Annotated in this window: 17 protein-coding genes; 7 read left to right on the plus strand and 10 right to left on the minus strand. The window is 75.1% G+C overall.

Features of this window, described 5'->3' with window-relative positions; translation table 11 throughout:
- Position 1 precedes the first annotated feature (1 nt).
- Positions 2-763, minus strand: a complete 762-nt coding sequence (locus ACFXGN_RS07410) for a ZIP family metal transporter (RefSeq protein ID WP_384854725.1) — start codon at positions 761-763, stop codon at positions 2-4.
- On the opposite strand from ACFXGN_RS07410, the gene ACFXGN_RS07415 reads away from it, so the two are divergent.
- Positions 680-1,519: a cobalamin biosynthesis protein gene (locus tag ACFXGN_RS07415; protein ID WP_384854728.1), complete on the plus strand. Its 840-nt coding sequence runs from the start codon at positions 680-682 to the stop codon at positions 1,517-1,519. The genes ACFXGN_RS07410 and ACFXGN_RS07415 overlap by 84 nt on opposite strands.
- Positions 1,470-2,528, plus strand: a complete 1,059-nt coding sequence (gene cobC, locus ACFXGN_RS07420) for an Rv2231c family pyridoxal phosphate-dependent protein CobC (RefSeq protein ID WP_384854731.1) — start codon at positions 1,470-1,472, stop codon at positions 2,526-2,528. The genes ACFXGN_RS07415 and cobC overlap by 50 nt, the downstream gene beginning before the upstream one ends.
- 84 nt (positions 2,529-2,612) lie before the next feature.
- Here the strand turns inward: cobC and ACFXGN_RS07425 are convergent, their stop codons facing one another.
- Positions 2,613-3,713, minus strand: a complete 1,101-nt coding sequence (locus ACFXGN_RS07425; protein WP_384854733.1) for an SCO1860 family LAETG-anchored protein — start codon at positions 3,711-3,713, stop codon at positions 2,613-2,615.
- A gap of 328 nt (positions 3,714-4,041) precedes the next feature.
- The gene (locus ACFXGN_RS07430) at positions 4,042-4,761 is read right to left on the minus strand and encodes a siderophore-interacting protein (RefSeq protein WP_384854735.1); all 720 of its coding nucleotides are present in this window, start codon (positions 4,759-4,761) and stop codon (positions 4,042-4,044) included.
- 113 nt (positions 4,762-4,874) lie between these two features.
- Between ACFXGN_RS07430 and ACFXGN_RS07435 the strand changes: the two genes are divergently transcribed.
- Complete coding sequence (locus ACFXGN_RS07435) at positions 4,875-7,010, plus strand: penicillin acylase family protein (RefSeq protein WP_384854738.1); 2,136 nt, start codon at positions 4,875-4,877, stop codon at positions 7,008-7,010.
- Positions 7,007-7,570: a GNAT family N-acetyltransferase gene (locus tag ACFXGN_RS07440; protein WP_384854740.1), complete on the plus strand. Its 564-nt coding sequence runs from the start codon at positions 7,007-7,009 to the stop codon at positions 7,568-7,570. The genes ACFXGN_RS07435 and ACFXGN_RS07440 overlap by 4 nt, the downstream gene beginning before the upstream one ends.
- A 341-nt stretch (positions 7,571-7,911) precedes the next feature.
- Here the strand turns inward: ACFXGN_RS07440 and ACFXGN_RS07445 are convergent, their stop codons facing one another.
- Positions 7,912-8,997, minus strand: coding sequence for an amidohydrolase family protein (locus tag ACFXGN_RS07445; RefSeq protein WP_384854743.1), 1,086 nt, complete (start codon positions 8,995-8,997; stop codon positions 7,912-7,914).
- 232 nt (positions 8,998-9,229) lie between these two features.
- Here ACFXGN_RS07445 and ACFXGN_RS07450 point away from each other — a divergent pair, with 232 nt between their 5' ends.
- The gene (locus ACFXGN_RS07450) at positions 9,230-10,327 is read left to right on the plus strand and encodes a pyridoxal-phosphate-dependent aminotransferase family protein (protein WP_384855866.1); all 1,098 of its coding nucleotides are present in this window, start codon (positions 9,230-9,232) and stop codon (positions 10,325-10,327) included.
- A gap of 100 nt (positions 10,328-10,427) precedes the next feature.
- On the opposite strand, the gene ACFXGN_RS07455 is transcribed toward ACFXGN_RS07450, so the two are convergent.
- On the minus strand, positions 10,428-11,495 hold the full coding sequence (locus ACFXGN_RS07455) for an alkene reductase (protein WP_384854745.1): 1,068 nt from the start codon (positions 11,493-11,495) through the stop codon (positions 10,428-10,430).
- Between the two features lie 114 nt (positions 11,496-11,609).
- On the opposite strand from ACFXGN_RS07455, the gene ACFXGN_RS07460 reads away from it, so the two are divergent.
- Entirely contained in the window at positions 11,610-12,119 is a 510-nt protein-coding gene (locus ACFXGN_RS07460; RefSeq protein WP_384854748.1) for a MarR family winged helix-turn-helix transcriptional regulator, read from the plus strand.
- Positions 12,120-12,427: 308 nt separating this feature from the next.
- Here the strand turns inward: ACFXGN_RS07460 and ACFXGN_RS07465 are convergent, their stop codons facing one another.
- From ACFXGN_RS07465 to ACFXGN_RS07480, 4 genes are all read right to left on the minus strand, one after another.
- On the minus strand, positions 12,428-13,486 hold the full coding sequence (locus tag ACFXGN_RS07465; RefSeq protein WP_384854751.1) for an aminotransferase class V-fold PLP-dependent enzyme: 1,059 nt from the start codon (positions 13,484-13,486) through the stop codon (positions 12,428-12,430).
- Between the two features lie 260 nt (positions 13,487-13,746).
- Entirely contained in the window at positions 13,747-14,454 is a 708-nt protein-coding gene (locus tag ACFXGN_RS07470) for a DsbA family oxidoreductase (RefSeq protein ID WP_384854753.1), read from the minus strand.
- A 70-nt stretch (positions 14,455-14,524) separates the two neighbouring features.
- Positions 14,525-15,001, minus strand: coding sequence for a GNAT family N-acetyltransferase (locus ACFXGN_RS07475; RefSeq protein WP_384854756.1), 477 nt, complete (start codon positions 14,999-15,001; stop codon positions 14,525-14,527).
- Between the two features lie 1,259 nt (positions 15,002-16,260).
- A complete protein-coding gene (locus ACFXGN_RS07480; RefSeq protein ID WP_384854759.1) occupies positions 16,261-17,754 on the minus strand; it encodes an aldehyde dehydrogenase (NADP(+)) in 1,494 nt (497 codons plus the stop codon).
- 142 nt (positions 17,755-17,896) lie between these two features.
- Here ACFXGN_RS07480 and ACFXGN_RS07485 point away from each other — a divergent pair, with 142 nt between their 5' ends.
- Entirely contained in the window at positions 17,897-18,667 is a 771-nt protein-coding gene (locus ACFXGN_RS07485; RefSeq protein ID WP_384854762.1) for an IclR family transcriptional regulator, read from the plus strand.
- Between the two features lie 58 nt (positions 18,668-18,725).
- Here the strand turns inward: ACFXGN_RS07485 and ACFXGN_RS07490 are convergent, their stop codons facing one another.
- Entirely contained in the window at positions 18,726-19,223 is a 498-nt protein-coding gene (locus ACFXGN_RS07490; protein WP_384854763.1) for a cupin domain-containing protein, read from the minus strand.
- Between the last annotated feature and the right edge of the window lie 26 nt (positions 19,224-19,249).

Below are 19,249 nucleotides of genomic sequence, written 5' to 3' on the forward strand. Positions count from 1 at the left end.
GTCAGCCGCCGGAGATCCCCACCACGCACCAGATGAAGCCGACGCCCGCCACCGTGCACAGCAGGGTGGAGAGGGCCGGGTGGTCGTGGTGGGCCTCCGGCAGGATCTCGGCGGCGGCCAGGTAGAGCAGGACTCCGCCGAAGAAGCCGAGATAGGCGCCGAGCAGTTCCTCCGGAAGGGTGAACAACAGGGTGGAGGCCGCGCCGACCAGGGGCGCGAGGGCGTCCGCGACGAGCATCCCGAGGGCCTTGCGGCGGTCGTTCCCGTAGAGGCTGGTGATCGTGTACGTGTTGAAGCCGTCGGCGAAGTCATGGGTGATGACGGCGAGCGCGACGGTGGCGCCCATGCCGCCGCCGACCTGGAAGGCGGCGCCGAGGGCGATGCCGTCCATGAGGCTGTGGCCGACCATCGCGGCGGCGGCCGTGAGGCCGACCTGCGGGACCCGCTCCTTCCCCTTCGACGGGCCGCCGGGCTCCGCGCCCCAGTCGGCGGCACCGTGGGCGGCCCTGCGCACGGCGAGGAGCCGTTCCACCACATGGGCGAAGAGGAAGCCGCCGACGAAGAGCAGCAGGGCCTCGGGGACGCCGAAGACCTCGCCGCCCGCCGCCGACAGGGCCTCCGGCAGCAGGTCCAGTCCGACCACGCCGAGCATGAGGCCCCCGGCGAGCCCGAGGACCAGATGGCGCCGGTCGGTGACGCGCTGCGCGACCCAGCCGCCGAAGAGCGTCATGAGGAACGCGCCGAGCGCGACGACTACAGCCATGGGCCTTTGGTAACGGATGGGGTGCCGTACGCGCACCTCGGCGTCGGGGCGCGGTCCGGGGTCCCCGCCGACGAGGTCCTAGCCCTGATCGGGGCGGTACTGCGGGAGGCGGGGCTGACGCGCGGGGACGTCCGCGCGCTGGCCACGCTGGACGCGCGGGCGTCGGAGCCGGGCATCAGGGCGGCGGCGGAGTCGCTCGGCGTACCGGTGCGGGGGTATCCGGCAGAGGACCTCGCGGCGGTACCCGTACCGCATCCGTCGGCGCTCCCGCTGGCCGCCACGGGCACCCCGTCGGTGGCGGAGGCGGCGGCCCTGCTGTCGGCCGCGCGCGCCGGTACAGGGGCGCTTCCGCGTGCGGGGGCGGGGGCGATGCCCGGGGCCGAAGCTGGGCCCGGGGCAGGAGCGGGGCCCGGGGCAGGAGCGGCATCCGGGGCAGGAGCGGGGCCCGGGAGCGGAGGGGAGTCCGGGGCGGACGCGGGGGGCGGGGACGGAGGGGAGCCCGGGGCCGGAGGGATCGCGGGCCGGGGCTTACTCCTCGTACCGAAACGGAAGTCGCGGCGCGCAACGTGCGCTCTCGCCGCTTTCGTACCGGTTCGTCCGAACGAAGTTGCCTCAGGCGTACGGTTGTTGCCCGTGACGCACGGGTACATCGCTGGCGAGCCCGGCTCACCCCCCACCCTCCCCACCCCCCCACACGACGGCGGTCATGGATCTGTACCCCGATACCGACGCCCACGACCTGCGCCACCACGGTGACGCCGAGGTCCGGGACGAGAAGCTCACCGATCTGGCGGTCAACGTCCGGACGGACACCCCGCCGCACTGGCTGCGCGAGCGCATCGCCGCCTCCCTGACCTCGCTGGCCGCCTATCCCGACGGCCGGGCCGCGCGGGCGGCCGTCGCCGAACGGCACGATCTGCCCCCGAACCGGGTGCTGCTCACGGCGGGCGCGGCGGAGGCGTTCGTGCTGCTGGCGCGGGCGCTGCCGGTGCGGCGGCCGGTGGTGGTGCATCCGCAGTTCACCGAGCCGGAGGCGGCGCTGCGCGACGCGGGCCACACGGTGGGCCGGGTGGTGCTGCGCGCGGCGGACGGATTCCGGCTGGACCCGGCGGCGGTCCCGGAGGAGGCGGACCTGGTGGTGGTCGGGAACCCCACGAACCCGACCTCCGTCCTGCACCCCGCCGACCGGATCACCGAGCTGGCCCGCCCCGGGCGGATCCTGGTGGTCGACGAGGCCTTCATGGACGCGGTGCCGGGCGAGCGGGAGTCGCTGGCCGGGCGGACCGATGTGCCGGGGCTCGTGGTGCTGCGCAGCCTCACCAAGACGTGGGGTCTCGCCGGGCTGCGGATCGGGTACGCGCTGGCCGCGCCGGAGACGCTCGCGCTCCTGGAGCGGGCGCAGCCGCTGTGGCCGGTGTCGACGCCCGCGCTGGTGGCGGCGGAGGCCTGTGTGTCGCGCGGGGCGCTGGCGGAGGCGGAGCACGCGGCGCACCGGATCGAGGTGGAGCGGGCCCATCTGCTGGCCGGGCTCGCGGAGTTCGAGGAGGTGCGGACGGTGTCGGCGGCGGCGGGTCCGTTCGTGCTGGTCCGGATCGAGGGGGCGGACGCGGTGCGGGAGCGGCTGCGGACCCTGGGGTTCGCGGCCCGCCGGGGCGACACGTTCCCGGGGCTCGACCGGAACTGGCTGCGGCTCGCGGTCCGGGACCGGGTGACGACGAACCGGTTCCTCCAGGCCCTCGACCAGGCCCTGTTGATGGGCGGGTGAGCGGGGGCCGGGGAGGGCGGTGTCGTCACCGCCCTCCCCGGCCCGGACCGCCCTTCGGCGCCCCCGGCGCGCCCCCTCGGGCCGTCAGCCCCGCGAGCGGGCGCGCGAGCGGGTCAGCGCGAGGGCGCCGCCGCCCGCCACGAGGAGGGCGAGCGCCCCGCCCGCGAGGTACGGGGTGGTGGAGCTGCCGCCGGTCTCGGCGAGGTTCTCGGTGGGCGTGTTCCCCCCGGTGTGCGGCTCGGTGCCGCCGGTGCCGCCCGTGCTGCCGGACCCGCCGGACCCGCCGGTGCCGCCCGTGCCGCCCGTGCTGCCGGACCCGCCGCTGCCACCGGTGCCGCCCGTGCCGCCGGGCTGGCCGGTGGGCTGGGTGGTCGGCTTCTCCGTGGGCTTCTCGGTCGGCTTCTCGGTCGGCTTCTGCGTGGGCTTCTCGGTGGGCTTCTCCGTCGGCTTCTCGGTGGGAACCGTGCCCTTGGGCGTCTCGCAGGTGGCCTCGACGAGCGTCACGGTGCCGTCGACCTCGGCCACGCCGAGGTTCAGCGGGTTGACCTTCACCTTCAGTTCGAGGGCGGTCGCCGCCGCCGTACGGGAGGTGGTGGAGGTGCGGGAGAGGTCGAGGGTGACCTCGCCGACACCGGGGACGGAGACGTGCGTCCGGCCGCCGGTGGACAGGGTGGTCTTCTTGCCGAGCACGGTGACGTGCCCGAGCAGGTTGGACTCGGCGACCGGCTTCCTGCCGACCTCGCACAGCGCCCTGGAGGTGACCTGCTCGACCTCGATCAGGGAGAGCAGCGGGAGACCGGGCACGTGGACCCGGGCCTTGACGAGGTTCACGTACCCCTCGGACTTCCGCTTGTCGACGGTGGCCTTCGAGGTGGCGACGTCGGCGGCGAGGACGTCGACCGGCTTTCCGTTCTCGGCGCCCTGGACCCTCACGGAGAGGGCCGTCTCGCTCTCGGTCTCCGGCGCCTTGACCTCGTTGAGGGAGGCCCGCAGCGGCACGTTCACCGTCTTGCCGAGGAGGGAGACGTCGAGACCGGCCCGCAGGACGACGGCGGTGGCGCTTCCTTCGCCGCCCGCCGCCTGGGCCGCCGGCGCCCCGAGGAGGACGGGACCGGCGGCCAGGGCGGCGACGGTCGCGGCGGCGGCGGAACGGCGCACGGACATGCCGAAGGTGTTGCTGTTCAAGATGGTGGAACCCCCACAAGAGACATGGCGTCGCCTGCCGCTCACCACGGGGACAGTGGGTCGGTGCGGCCTCGGCGACTTGAGACACCGGAATCTTTACGCACGGAGAGTGAACCGGCAGTCGCCTGGCGTGAGTTCACTCCAAAGGGGGGTTTCCGTGTTCATTTTCGATTTTTTTCGACACAACCGTTGCCGGTCGTCACGCGTCTTTCGCACGCGGGGGCGAACCGGCACGGGTGCGGGAAGAGTGAGAACGACCAGCCCCGTGCGGGGGTAACGGATCGTCAACCCGGCGCGTCCCGCCCCCGGCGGCCCGGGGCCCGGCCGTTCAGCTCGCGCGCCAGTACCCGAGCGCGTGGACGCGCTCCTTCGGCAGGGCCAGTTCCTTGCGCGCGTACGTGGCGAGGGTGCGGGTGGTGGCGGTGTCGCAGGCGATCCAGACGTACGGGTCGGCGTCGGCGAGCGCCGGGAGTTCGGCCTTCACCCGGGCGACCAGGTCCGCGCCGCCGTCCTTGCGGGGCACCCGGCGCAGCTCGTGGTGGTCGGGGTCGAGCCGGACCGGCAGTTCCTCGTCGGAGGCGTGCTGGGTCTCGAACCAGACGGTGGCCGGGATTCCGGGGAGCGCGTCCAGCAGGGAGTTGACCGCGGGCAGGGAGGCCGGGTCGCCGATCACCAGCAGCCGTCCGGGGCGCGGCTCCGGCGCCTCGAAGCCGGTCCCCTGGAGGGTCGCCTCCAGGGTGTCGCCGGGGGCGCAGGCGCGGGCCCAGTGGCTGGCGGGGCCGTCGTGGAGGGCGAACTCCAGGCTGAAGGTGCCCGCGTCGACGTCCGGGTCGACCAGGGTGTAGCCGCGCTGGTGCGGTTTGCCCGCGTTCTCGAACCAGGCGCGCACCCACATCGTCGGGTGGGTCCCGGCAGCCGCGAGGAGCCCGCCGTCCGTGAAGCGCACCCGGCGGTAGTCCTCGGTGACCCGCTCGGCTCCCGTCACGGTGAACGTGAAGTCCTTGCCGCGCATCAGCTTGAGAACGGCACCCTGCCAGCCGTGACCCACCGTGATCCCCTGTCCTGAAGTCCTGTAGATTAATTTAGGTCAGCCTAACCTAAGAAACACCGGAAGGGCATGGCCGTGACCATGGCGGAATCAGGGACGGGAACGGGGTCTGCGTGAGCATCGAGGTCTACCGGGACGCCTGGGGCGTCCCCCATCTGCGCGCCGCCGACCCGGACGAACTCGCCTTCGCCCAGGGCCGGACCACCGCCCACGACCGGGCGTGGCAGCTGGAGGTCGAACGGCACCGGGCCCAGGGCACCACCGCCGCGTTCCTCGGCTCCGCCGAACTCGACTGGGACGTCTTCGCCCGGCGCACCCGGCTCGCCGACACCGCCCGGCGCTGCTACGAGCGGCTCGCCCGCGAAGACGCCCCGACGGCCGCGTGGGTCCGCGCCTACGTGGCCGGGGTCAACGACGGTCTCGCCGAAGGGGCCCGGCGCGCGCCGGAGTTCGCCACGACGGGACTCGTGCCCGGCCGCTGGGAGCCGTGGACCCCGCTCGCGGTCTGGCTCTCCACCCACATCCTCTTCGCCGGTCTCCCCACCAAGCTGTGGCGCGAGGAGGTCGCCGGGCGGCTCGGCGAGGAGTGGACCGAGCTCTTCGCCACGGACGGCCCCGGCACCTCGGGCTCCAACGGCTGGCTGGTCACGGGCGCCCGGACGGAGAGCGGGGCGGCCCTGGTGGCCGGGGACCCGCACCGGTTCATCGAGGCGCCCGGCGTCTACCAGCAGATCCGGCTCGCCTGCCCCTCGTACGACGTGGTGGGACTCGCCGTGCCCGGTGTCCCCGGGCTCGCCCACTTCGGCCACACCGGCCCGGTGGCCTGGGCGATCACCAACGCGATGGCCGACTACCAGGACCTCTACCGGGAGCGGCTGCGGCGGCTCCCGGACGGCGGTCTGGAGGCGTACGGCCCCGACGGCTGGAGCCCGGCGACGGTCCACACGGAGACCGTCGAGGTCAGGGACGCGGAACCGTTCGTCATCGAGGTGATCGAGACGGACCGGGGCCCGGTGATCTTCGACGCGGCGGCCCGGCCGGGGGCCCCTGCCGCCGGGGACGGACGGGTGGGCGAGGGTGCCGGGGACGGGCCGGTGGGAGACGGTGTCCTCCACGCCCTCAGCCTGCGGCACCCGCCCCGCGTCACCGGCGACCTCGGCTTCGGGACGCTGCCCGCGCTGCTGCGCGCCCGGACCGTCGCCGACGTGGACACCGCCCTCGACGGCTGGGGCGAGCCCGTCAACGTGGTCCTCGCCGCCGACACCGGGGGCGGCACCCTGCACCGGACCGCCGGCCACGTACCCGTACGGCACCGGGCCAACTCCCTCCGGACCGTGCCCGCCTGGGACCCGGCGCACGCCTGGGGGCCCGCGCCCGCGCCGCTGCCGCGCGCCGAGGTGACCGGGCACGCCGTGATGGCGAACGCCCGGGGCCTGGCCGCGCCCCTCGGCATCGAGTTCGCGCCGCCGCACCGGGCCGACCGGATCGACGCGCTGCTCGGCGCCCGCGACCGGTGGACCCCGGAGAACACCGCGACCGTCCACACCGACACCGACAACCCCTCGGCGGCGCGGCTCCTCGCGGCCGTGGACCGTGCCGGGAGCGGCCTCTCCCCCGCCGCGTCCGCCGTGCGCGACCGGCTCCTCGCCTGGGACCGGCGGATGGACGCGGAGAGCACCGGAGCCGGGCTCTACGCGGCCGTGCGCGGAGCCGTGGTGCGCCGCCTCGCCGCCCACGAGGCCTTCGCCGCGCTGCGCGACGCCCACACCCCGTACCCCGCGCTCCTGCGGCCCTGGCTGGTCCTCGGCCCCCGGGTGGCCTTCGCCCTGGAGACGCTGCTGGTGGCCGGTCCCGTGCCCGCGGGGGACGTCGACCGGATCGTGCGCGAGGCGCTCGACGAGACCGGGTCCGGCGAACCTCCCGCCGCCTGGGGCGCGACCCACCGGCTCGCGCCCTGGCAGGCGCTGCCCGACCCGGACGACGAGCGGTGGCCGGGACTGGGCGGTGACCACGACTGCGTGCTCTCCACGTCCAGCGTGCCCGGCTGGACCGACCGCAGCGCCCGCGCCTCCGCCGCCCGCTACGTCTGGGACCTCGCCGACCGGGAGCGGAGCCGCTGGATCGTGCCCCTCGGCGCGTCCGGCGTGCCCGGCGACCCGCACCACCGGGACCAGCTCCCGCTGTGGCTGCGGGGCGAACTCGCCCCCGTCACCACCGACTGGCACCACCTCACCAAGGAGCAGGGATGACCACCGCCGTTCACGTCCAGCACGTCGAGGGCTTCGGCACCGTCACGGTCCGGCCCGTGGACCCCGACCGGGACGCTCCCCTCCTGCACGGCTGGGTCAACGAGGAGCGGTCCCGCTTCTGGGGCATGGTCGGCACCACCGTCGAGCAGGTCCGCGAGATCTACGCGCACCTCGACTCGCTCACCACCCACCACGGCTTCCTGGTCAGCAGGGACGACGAGCCGGTCGCGCTCTTCCAGACGTACGACCCGGCGGCCGACCGCGTCGGCGAGTGCTACGAGGTGCTGCCCGGGGACCTCGGAGTGCACCTGCTGATCGCCCCCGGCACGGCCCCTCGGCCGGGCTGGACGGGACAGCTGCTCACCGCGCTGATCGCGTTCTCGCTGCGGGACCACGACCGGGTGGTGGTCGACCCGGACGCCTCCAACGAGAAGGCCGTCGCCCGCATGGTCCGGGCGGGCTTCGCCCTCGGCCCGCTGGTCGTGCTCCCCGAGGTGGACCTGCCGGAGGTCTTCATCCCGGAGAAGAAGGCCCAGCTCGCCTTCCTGACGAAGCGCTGAGGCCGGGGCCCCGGGGAGCGGCCGGACCGTCCCTCCGGGGCACCCCTTGGGGTGCGGTGCCGGACCCTCGGGCCGGGGCCGTCCGGACTCCGGCTTCCGGGGCCCGGACGGTCCCGGCCACCGACGAGCGGCGAGCGCTCGGCCCGGCCCTCACGGTCTGACGGCCGGGCGGCCCCGGGCTCCGGACGCCCGCGGGGCCTACGGGCGGCATCGGGCCGACGGGTGGTCGGGCCGTGGGCCCCCTAAGGCCGCAGGGCCTACGGGCGGCACCGGAGCGACGGGCGGTCAGGTCATGGGGTTATGGGTTCATGGGCCCGTGAGGCCACCCGGCCGTCACGTCGTCACGCCACCGCCCGGCCGTTGACGACGATCCGGCGCGGGGCCGCGAGGGCGCGGACGTCCGCGCGCGGGTCCTCTCCGTAGACGACGAGGTCGGCGGGGGCGCCCTCCTCCAGGGACGGGCGGCCCAGCCAGGCCCTGGCCCCCCAGGTGGTGGCCGACAGCGCGTCGAGCGGCGGGATGCCCGCCCGGGTCAGCTCCTCGACCTCCTCGGCGACGAGACCGTGCGCCAGGGAGCCGCCCGCGTCGGTGCCGACGAAGACCGGGACGCCCGCGTCGAAGGCGGCGCGGACGGTGTCGTACCGGCGCTCGTACAGCCGTCGCATATGTGCCGACCAGCGGGGGAACTTCGCCTCCCCGCCGTCCGCGAGGTGCGGGAAGGTCGCGATGTTGACCAGCGTCGGGACGATCGCGACGCCCCGCTCCGCGAAGAGCGGGATGGTGTCCTCGGTGAGCCCGGTCGCGTGCTCGACGCAGTCGATGCCCGCCTCGACGAGGTCCCTGAGCGAGTCCTCCGCGAAGCAGTGCGCGGTGACGCGGGCACCGAGCCGGTGGGCCTCGGCGATGGCCGCCCCGACCTCCGCGTGCGGCCAGCAGGCGGTGAGGTCCCCGGCCTCCCGGTCGATCCAGTCGCCGACGAGCTTGACCCAGCCGTCACCGCGCCGGGCTTCCCGGCCCACGTACGCGACGAGGTCGGCGGGCTCGATCTCATGGGCGTAGTTGCGGATGTAGCGGCGGGGCCTCGCGATGTGCCGACCGGCCCTGATGATCTTCGGAAGGTCCTCGCGCGCGTCGATCCAGCGCGTGTCGGCGGCCGAACCGGCGTCCCGGATGAGCAGCGTCCCCGCGTCCCGGTCGGTGAGGGCCTGCTTCTCGCTGGTGGCCTCGTCGACGGGACCGTGCCGGTCGAGACCGACGTGGCAGTGGGCGTCGACGAGTCCGGGCAGCGCCCAGCCCTCGACGGTGACCGCCTCGGCGGCCGGGCGGTCGAAGGTGATCCGCCCGCCGACGCACCACAGTTCGTCCCGTACGTCCTCGGGTCCGACGAGCACCCGCCCCTTCACGTGCAGCACCGTGTGATCGCTCATGCCCGCACTGTACGAGGACGGGCCCCCGCGCCGCCGCCCCGCGTCCCGCCGCGATCAGCGACCCGCGCCCTCCCCTCCCGGCGGCCCGCACCGGACCCACCGGACCCACCGGACCCACCGGAACGAAGATCCCTTTTTGTACAGGTGGGCCAAGGGGCGCCGGGCCGCGCCTCGGTACCCTGATGCCCAGTTCCGCCCACCGCACCGAGTCGAAGAAGGCACCGCCGTGACCGTGACACATCCGCTCCTGGACCTGGCCCCGCTGACCGCCGCGCACTTCGCGTCGATCGAGCGCCGGGTGGCCGCGCTGCTCTCCACGGAGCAGGACGTGGTGATCACCCAGGGCGAGGCGCTGCTCCCCCTGGAGGGCTGCATCCGCAGCGGGGCGCGGGCGGGTTCGACCGCGCTGAACGTGGTCACGGGCCCGTACGGGCAGACCTTCGGCAACTGGCTGCGGGACTGCGGCGCGACCGTGGTGGACCTGGTGGTGCCCTTCCACGCTGCGGTCACCGCCGCGCAGGTGGAGCGGGCCCTCGCCGAGCACCCGGAGATCGACTTCGTGTCGCTCGTGCACGCGGAGGCGGCGACCGGCAACACCAACCCGGTGGCGGAGATCGGTGAGGTCGTGCGGGCGCACGGCGCGCTGTTCTACCTGGACGCGGTGGCCTCGATCGGCGCCGAGCCGGTGCTGCCGGACGCCTGGGGCGTGGACATGTGCATCATCGGCGCGCAGAAGGCGATGGGCGGCCCCGCCGGTGTGTCGGCGGTGTCGGTGAGCGCGAGGGCCTGGGAGCGCTTCGCGGCGAACCCGGCGGCGCCGCGCCGCTCGTACCTCTCCCTCCTGGACTGGAAGGAGCGCTGGATCGACGGCGGACGGAAGGCGCTGCTGCACGCCCCCGCGCAGCTGGAGATGCTGGCCCTCGAAGCGTGTGTGGAGCGGATCGAGGCCGAGGGTCTGGACGCCCTGATGGCGCGGCACGCGTCGGCGGCGGCGGCGACCCGGGCGGGCGCGCTGGCGCTGGGCGGCGGTCTGGAGCCGTACGTGTACGAGGCGGCGGACGCGGCTCCGGTGGCGACGACGCTGCGCGTCCCGGCCGGTACGGACGCCTCGGAGCTGGTGGCGAAGGCGCTGGCCGCCGATCCGTCGCTGCCGCTGATCGCGGGCGGCGGGGCGCTGGCCCAGGAGATGATCCGGGTCAACCACTACGGGGTGGACGCGACTCCGGGCGCGGTGCAGTCCTCGCTGGCCGCGCTGGGCGCGGTGCTCGGCGAGACGGGCCGCGCGGTGGACCTGGAGGGCGCGCGCCGGGCGGTCACCGAGGCCTGGTGAAGCCCCCGGGGAGGGGCGGTACGTCGTCGTACGACGGGAGGTCGTCGTACGACGGGAGGGCGGGGTCCGGTCGCGGGTCCCGCCCTCCGGCGCGTCCGGGTTACAGGGCCGGGTAGTCGACGTATCCGCGCCCGTCGCCGCTGTACAGGGTGGTGGGGTCCAGCGGGTTGTAGGGGCCGTCGGTGCGCAGCCGGGCGGGCAGGTCGGGGTTGGCGACGAAGAGCCTGCCGAAGGCGACGAGGTCGGCGGTGCCGTCCTCGACCAGGGCGAGGGACTCGGCGCCGGTCGGGCCCTCGGTGGCCGGGCTGAGGATGAAGGTGCCGGTGAACCGCTTGCGCAGGTCGAGGACGAGGGGGCGGCGCTCGGGGGCGGTCTCCAGGACGTGGAGGTAGGCGATGCCGACCGGTGCGACGGCGTCGAGCAGGGCCGCGTACAGCTCTTCGGTCTCCGTCTCGGAGATGTCGTTGAGGGTGTTGGCCGGGGAGATGCGCAGGCCGGTGCGCTCGGGGCCGATCTCGGCGGCGACGGCCCGGACGACCTCGGTGGCGAAGCGGATGCGGTGGGCGACCGGGCCGCCCCACTCGTCGGTGCGGTGGTTGGAGCCGGTGGCCAGGAACTGGTGGATGAGGTAGCCGTTGGCGCCGTGGATCTCGACGCCGTCGAAGCCTGCCTCGACGGCGTTGCGGGCGGCGGTGGCGAAGCCCTGGACGGCCTCGCGGATCTGGTCTCCGGTGAGTTCGCGCGGGACGGGGTGGTCCTTGGGTCCCTCGGGGGTGAAGACCTGTCCGGCGGCGGCCACCGGGGAGGGCGCGACGGGGTGCAGGTCGCCGTCGAGGAGGTCGGGGTGGCCGATCCGTCCGGCGTGCATCAGCTGGGCGAAGATCCGGCCGCCGCGCGCGTGCACGGCGTCGGTGACCTCGCGCCAGGCGGCGATCTGCGCGCGGCTGTGCAGTCCGGGGGTGAAGGGGTAGCCCTGGCCCCCGGGGACCGGCTGGACGCCCTCGGTGATGATCAGCCCGGCGGTGGCGCGCTGGGCGTAGTACTCGGTGACGAGCGCGGTGGGGGTGCGGCTCGTGGCGTCGGCGCGGCTGCGGGTCATGGGTGCCATGGCGATGCGGTTGGCGAGCCGGGTGCCGGCGAGGTCGACGGGGTCGAAGGCGGTGGTCATGGCTGTCCCCTTCACAATTTATGTGGTCGGCCAACTATCTGGCCCGGATGTCACTGTAGCCCATTGATTGGCCGACCAAGGTAATCTGGGGAAGAGCCGTCCCGAGGAGTCCGCATGTCTGGAAACGACCCCGTCTGTACCGAACCGGCGCCGTCCGCCGCCCGTGGCGGGCCCGTCGGTGTCGCCCTGGCCCGTGTCGCCCGGATGCACCGGATCGCCGCCGGACGCGGGCTGCGGGAGCTCGGCCTCTACCCCGGCCAGGAAATGATGATGATGCGGCTCTGGGACTGCGGGCCCGTCCGCCAGTCCGAGCTGATCCAGTCCCTCGGACTCGACGCCTCCACGGTCACCAAGATGCTCCAGCGCCTGGAGCAGTGCGGTCATGTCCGGCGCGGCCCGGACCCGGCCGACCGGCGCGCGGTCCTGGTCGAGGCGACGGAGGAGGGCCGGGCGCTGCGGGCCGGGGTCGAGGGCGTCTGGACGGATCTGGAGACGCTCTCCCTGCGCGGCCTGCCCCCGCAGGAGCGCGCCGAACTGGCCCGGCTCCTCGGCCTCGTGGCGGAGAACCTGCGCGAGGAGGCGGGCGAGGCGGGCGAGTGCCCGACGGGGCCGGGGAACTGCTGAGGACGCGGACCGCCGGGGACGTGGACCACTGAGGGAGGGGCGGTACGGGGACCTGGCCGGTCTCCGTACCGCCCCTCCTCCACGACACCGGACGGGGCCCGGGGTCTCGGGCGGTCCGGTCCTACGGTCCTCCGGAGCCTTCGGTCCTCCGGAGCCTTCCGGGCTTCGGGTGCCGCCGGGCCTTTCGGGGCTCCCGGCTGTCGGGGCTCCGGGCCTTCGGATCTCCCGGATTCGGGATTCCGGCTACCGGCTACGAGATTCGGGTTTTCGGGATTCGGGATTGGGGATTTCGGGCGTCGGGATTCCGGTCAGCCCGCCAGGACGTCCAGGGCGCGGTCGACCTCCGCCGCCGTGTTGTACAGGTGGAACGAGGCCCGCAGGTTCCCCGCGCGGTCCGAGAGCAGGATGCCCGCCGCCCGCAGCGCGTCCGCGCGATGACCGAGGCCGGGGACCGCGACGACCGTGGAGTCGTCCGCGACCGGCTCGTGCCCCAGGGTGCGCAGACCCGCGCGGAAACGGGCCGCGAGCCCCTTGTCGTGGGCCTCGATCCGCTCGATGCCGACCTCTTCGAGGAGCGCGAGCGAACTGGCGGCGCCGTGGTAGGCGTGGAAGACCGGCGGCTCGTCGAAGCGGCGGGCGGAGCGGGCGAGTTCGCGGACCGGGCCGTAGCTGTTGACCCACAGCTCCTCGCCGGTGACCCAGTTGGCGTGGATGGGGAGCAGCGAGTCCTGCGCCTCCTCCGTGACGGTGAGGAAGGACGCGCCGCGCGGACAGAGCAGGTACTTGTAGCCGCCCGCCACGGTGTAGTCCCACTCCCCCGCCCGCAGCGGCAGCCAGCCGGCCGACTGGGTGGCGTCGAGGAGCGTACGGGTGCCGTGGGCCGCGGCGGCGGCCCGTATCGCCGCGAGGTCGGCCGTGCGCCCGTCGGCCGACTGCACGGAGGAGAAGGCGACCAGCGCGGTCCCGGGACCGATGGACTCGGCGAGGCGGTCCAGCGGGACGAACCGGGTCTTGAGGTCGCCCCGGATCGTGAAGGGGGTGAGGACGGAGGAGAAGTCCCCCTCGGGGAAGAGGATCTCGGCCCCGGCGGGCATCGACTGGGCGATCATCCCGCAGTGCACGCCGACGGAGGTGCCGAGGGCGACCCGGTCGGTTCCGACGCCGACGAGACGGGCGTACGCGGCACGGGCCTCGGCCACGACGGAGAAGCTGCCCGCGCCGTCGGGGCGGCCCTCGGCGGTCTCCCGCGCGAGGAGCGTGACGGCCTCGACGGTACGGCGGGGCAGCAGCCCGCAGGCGGAGGTGTTGAGATAGGTCTTCGTCGGCGCGAACTCGGCGCCGCCGAGCGGCTGGTCCAGGGATTCCATGGGCCCAGCCTGGGTTCCCGGCGATCACCCGTCAATCACCCGGCCCCCGGGACCGGCCCGCGCCACCGCGGGCCGGACGGACCGGAGAGCGGATACCGGACGGCCGCTGCGGGCCGGAGGGCACGGGACTCGGACCGGTCGGGGGCAGGGCCGTGGGGCCGGGTCCGGGAGGCCCGGGGCCGGAGGCCGCGGGTCCCGCTCACGCCCCGGGCCCCGGGCCCCGGGCCCCGGCACTGTCACAGCCCCCGGCCCCCGGTCGTTCAGGCTCCGGGGACCTCGCAGGTGCCGTCCGGGCCGCAGGTCTCCGCGTCCCCGCCGACCGGCTGGAGGGTCCGGCCCTGCCAGGCCTGCTCCAGGGCCTGGGTGAAGACCTCGGCGGGCTGGCCGCCGGAGACGCCGTAGCGGCGGTCGAGGACGAAGAACGGGACGCCGTTGGCGCCGAGTTCGGCGGCCTCGCGCTCGTCCGCGCGCACGGCGTCGGCGTACGCGGTCGGATCGGCGAGGACGGAGCGGACCTCGGCCTCGTCCAGACCGGCCTCGACACCGAGCGCCAGCAGGGTGGCGTCGTCGAAGACGGAGCGCTCCTCGGCGAAGTTGGCGCGGTAGGCCAGGTCCAGGAGTTCGCCCTGCCGGCCGCGCTCCTTGGCCAGGTGCAGCAGACGGTGGATGTCGAAGGTGTTGCCGTGGTCGCGGCCGTCGGTCAGGTAGCCGAGGCCCTCGGACCGCGCGTTCGACGCGACGTGCGCCTCCATGGCGCGCGCCTCGTCGAGGGTGCGGCCGTACTTCTCGGCGAGCATCTCCAGGACGGGGCCCGTGTCGTCCTTGGCGCGGTTCGGGTCGAGCTCGAAGGAGCGGTGCACCACCTCGACGTCGTCGCGGTGGGCGAAGGCCGCGAGCCCCTGCTCGAACCGGGCCTTCCCGATGTAACACCAGGGGCAGGCGATGTCGCTCCAGATCTCGACGCGCATAGGACTTCTCTCCGAGGGGTGCCGGTGGTCGGACGGGTGTTCCCCGGGGGAACGTCCCTGCCGGTCCGGATCATTCCGTTTCGGGCCCCGGTGTGAGCCGGAGCACGAGGTGGTCGCCGTCGCGGGGGCGCTCGGGGTCCGGGACCCAGCCGTGGGCCGCGTAGAACGCCAGGGCCCGTTCGTTCTTCTCGAAGACCTCCAGGCGTACGGAGGGGGTCCCGGCGGCGCGCCAGACGCGGACGCAGGCGGTGTGGAGCGCGGTGCCGACGCCGGACCGCCAGCGGGCGGGCAGCACATGGAGCTGGGTGAGGTGGGTGAGGCCGTCGCGCTCCCCGTACGCGGCGACGCCCACGACCTCCGCGTCGCGCTCGGCGCAGAGCACGGTCCCGCGCCCCACGGCGGCGGCCCAGCCCGCCCGGGAACGGGCGACCTCCTCGGGCCCGAGGAACTCGGCGTCCGGCAGGTGGCCCCGGTAGTAGGTGGCGCGGGCCTCGGTGTGGAGGGCGACGACGGCGTCGAGATCGGCGGCGGTGGCGAGTCTGATCACAGCCTCACAGGACGCGGGAGCCGGAGACCCGGTTCCGGTGGGCCCCGGCCTCCGGGACGCGAGACGGCACCCACCGGGCAGGCCCCGGGGCCTGGGCGTGCGGGCCCGCCCGGTGTCGCCGGTGCAGGCCTCGGGGCAGGGGCGGGCCGCCCCCGTACGGGTCTCCCCCTGATCCGGCGCCGCCGGGAAGCCCTGGTGCGGCGGGGTGCGGGGAGGGCCCGCCCGGTACGACCGGGGAGCCGTGCCTGCCGCACCGGGGCTCCGTCCGGTGCGGCAGGGGCCGGGGCCGAGGGGGTACGGCCGGACTCCGTCCGGTGCGGCAGGCATCAGGGCGGAAGCGGGTACGGCAGGGGTTCCATCCGGCACGGCAGGCACCGGGGCCGAGACGGGACGGCCGGGACCGGGCCGGGGCTTCTCCGGTACGGCCCAGGCATCGGTCCGGTAGGACAGCCCGGCGGCCGGGGCGCGGCAAGGGCCGGGACCTGGCCGGGACGGACTTGTCCACCGCGACCGGTACCGGGGCCGAGACGGGACGGCCGGGGCTCGTCCGGTACGGCCCAGGCATCGGCCGGTATGACCGCTCGGCGGCGGGGACGCGGGCAGGGCCCGCCGACAAGCCCGGGGCCTGGCCAGTACGAACTCCTCCACTGGGGCCGGGGCCCGGTGCGGCCCGGTACCAGGGCCGGGATCGGGGCCGGGGCCGGGGCCGGGCAGAGCCCCGTTCGAGCGGGCCCAGCCGGAGCGGGCCCGCCGACCCCCCGGGGCCCGCCAGACAGGACCAGGGCGATGCCCCGCCCGTACAGACTCGTCCGCTACCGCCAGGCCCGTACCCCGGGACGGCCGGGACCGAGGCGGACTCGTCCCTCCGGCGCGGAGTGCCACGCCAGGGCAGGGCCCACACAGTGAGCCCGGGGCCCTCGTGGCGGGCCCCAGGGGCAGCCTCGGCCGGGCCAGGAGTCCTCCACCGCGACCGGTACCGGGGCCGCTCGTCCGGTCCGGCCCCCGGGCAGGACCGTGGAGTCCGCCCCTTGCCTTCGGCGCTCAGGGGCGGGCGGGCCCCGGGCCGAGCCCGCCCGGTAGGAACGGAGTTCGGAGCGGCAGGACCGGACAGGCCCCGGTGGAAGCCCGGCCGGGACCGGCCCCGGGCCGCGATCCGGGCCCAGCGGCCGGACGGCAGGCAGTGGACGACAGGCAGCGGACGACAGGCAGTGGGCGACAGGCGGCGGACGCCGGGCGGCGGAGGCCCGCCCCCTCCCGTCTCAGTGTCTCCGTACTCCCCGCGGGTTCCCGTCGCGGAGTTCCGGCGGGAGCAGGTGGTCCGGGGTCGACTGGTAGGCGACCGGGCGGAGCCAGCGCTCGATCGCGGTCGCGCCGACCGAGGTCGAGGTGGAGGTGGTGGCCGGGTAGGGGCCGCCGTGGTGCTGGGCGGCGGCGACCGCGACGCCGGTGGGCCAGCCGTCGACGAGCACCCGGCCCGCGAGCGGGGCGAGTTCGGCGAGGAGCCCGGCTGCCTCCCGGTCGTCGGCGCCGATGTGCAGGGTGGCGGTGAGGCTGCCGGGCAGCCGGGAGAGGACCTCCGTCAGCTCCGTACGGGAGGTGTAGCGGGCGACGACGGTGACGGGACCGAAGCACTCCTCCAGGAGGAGGCGGTGGCCGTCCTCGGTGAGCCGGGCGGCGTCGACGGCGAGGACCCCGGCGGTGACCGTGTGCGGGTCCGCCGCCCCGGGGGCGACGGGCGTCTTCACCCCGGAGAGCGCGGCGCGCCCGGCGGCTCCGGTGACGAACGCCTCCCGCATCCGGTGGTCGAGCAGGACGGCCGGGCCGGTCGCGGCGAGCGCGGCGGCGAGGGCGTCGAGGAAGCGGTCGCCCGCCTCGCCGGAGGGGGCGAGGACGAGGCCGGGCTTGGTGCAGAACTGGCCCGCGCCCAGGGTCATGGAGGCGGCCAGACCCGCGCCGAGCTCCTCGGCGCGCTCCCCCGTCGCGGCGGCGGTGAGCACCACCGGGTTGAGGGAGCCGAGTTCGCCGTGGAAGGGGATGGGGACGGGTCGGGCCGCGGCGGCGTCGAAGAGGGCGCGGCCACCGCGCACCGAGCCGGTGAATCCGGCCGCCGCGACGAGCGGGTGCCGGACCAGTTCCACGCCCGCGTCGAAGCCGTGGAGGAGGACGACGACGTCCTCCGGGAGGCCGCTGTCGGCGGCGGCGCGGCGGAGCAGCGCGGCGCACAGCTCGGAGGTGGCCGGATGGTCGGGGTGGGCCTTGACGACCACGGGGCAGCCCGCCGCGAGGGCGCTGGCGGTGTCGCCGCCGGGTACGGAGAAGGCGAGCGGGAAGTTGCTGGCCGCGTAGACGGCGACGACGCCCAGGGGGATCTTCCAGCGGCGCAGGTCCGGCCGGGGCGGGACGGCCCCGGGGTCGGGCAGGTCGATGCGCACATCGAGATAGGAGCCGTCGTCGACGACCTCCGCGAAGGCCCTCAGCTGGGCGGTGGTGCGGGCGAGTTCGCCGGTGAGCCGGACGGGTCCTAGGGCGGTCTCGGCGTCGGCGGCGGCCACGATCCGGTCGGCGGCCCCGTCGAGGAGGTCGGCGGCGGTACGGAGGAAGGAGGCGCGCACGGTCCGGTCGGCGAGGCTCTCCCGGACCGCGTGCGCGGCCCGTACGGAGCGGTCGACGTCCTCGGCGGTGGCCTCCACCGCGACCCGCTCCCGCGGCTTCCCCGTCCGGGGGTCCACGCTCCACACTGGTCCTGCCGCCACCGTCACGCCCCTGTTCGCTATTCTGAACAACGTTCCTGTGGATGAACAAGCATCCGTACGGGACTCTAGGGACGGCCCGGCCGTCCCACAAGGGGCCTGTCCGGCCAGGCGGCCACCGGACGAGGGGAAAGGGGCGAGGGTCATGGGGACTTCCGACGCGGGCGGGGCACAGGTGAAGTCCGCGGTGCGGACCGTGGAACTGCTGGAGTACTTCGCGGGGCGCCCCGGGATGCACTCGCTGGCCACGGTCCAGGAGGCCGTCGGCTACCCCAAGTCCAGCCTGTACATGCTGCTGCGGACCCTGGTCGAACTGGGCTGGGTGGAGACGGACTCGACCGGCACCCGGTACGGCATCGGGGTCCGGGCGCTGCTCGTCGGCACCTCGTACATCGACGGCGACGAGGTGGTGGCCGCCGCCCGGCCCGCTCTGGACCGGCTCTCCGACGACACCACCGAGACCATCCATCTGGCGCGGCTCGACGGCACCAACGTGGTGTATCTGGCGACCCGTCAGTCCCAGCACTATCTGCGCCCGTTCACCCGGGTCGGGCGCAGGCTGCCCGCGCACTCGACCTCGCTGGGCAAGGCGCTGCTGGCCACCCACACGGACGAGCAGGTGCGCAAGCTGCTGCCGGAGACGCTGCCCGCGCTGACCGAGCACACCGTCACGGACCGCGAGCGGCTCATCGAGGAGCTGCGGGTCATCCGTGAGCGGGGGCTCGCGGTGGACCGCGAGGAGAACACGGTGGGGCTGCGCTGCTTCGGCGTCGCGATCCCGTACCGGACCCCGGCGCGGGACGCCATCAGCTGCTCGGTGCCGGTCGCCCGGCTGACTCCGGCCCATGAACAGACCGTCAAGGACGCGCTGTTCGACGCGCGGGACCGGCTGGCCCTGGCGACCCGGCGGCTCTGAGCCCGGGGCCGGGCCGGAATCCGGGGCCGGGCCGGAATCCGGTCAGGCCGGGGTCCGGTCAGCCGCGCTCGGCGAGCGCCGCACGCCAGACCGGGCTGTCCACGTAGTGGTTGTCGTACTGCTCCGAGGACGCCTTGATCTCCTCGAAGTCCGCCTCGCCGCGCATGACCCGGCCGAGCAGGCGCAGGTAGTCGAAGCGGGCCATCCCCGGGGTGAAGACGAACAGGACGTCCGCCTCGGCGCCGGGCGCCGCCGCGAAGGCGTGCGGGGTGTGCGGCGGGACGAGCAGGAAGTCGCCCCGCTCCAGGACGGACAGCTCCTCGCCCACCAGGACCTGGAGCGAGCCGTCGAGCACGTAGAACATCTCCGACGCCTTGGTGTGGAAGTGCGCCGGGGCGCCGCCCGCGCCCTTCGCGAAGGTGGAGCGGTAGCTGGTGAGCTGTCCGCCGGTGCCCTCGGAGTCGGCGAGGAGGGTCATCACACTGCTCGGGTCGGCGGTGGTCTCGGCGGTGGCGGCGCGGGTCAGGAGCGGGGCGAAGGTCGTGTTCTCGTTCATGAGGACAACCCTAGGCGCCCATTGAC

Origin of the sequence: Streptomyces sp. NPDC059247, from assembly GCF_042754005.1 — a bacterium.
Lineage (GTDB): Bacteria > Actinomycetota > Actinomycetes > Streptomycetales > Streptomycetaceae > Streptomyces.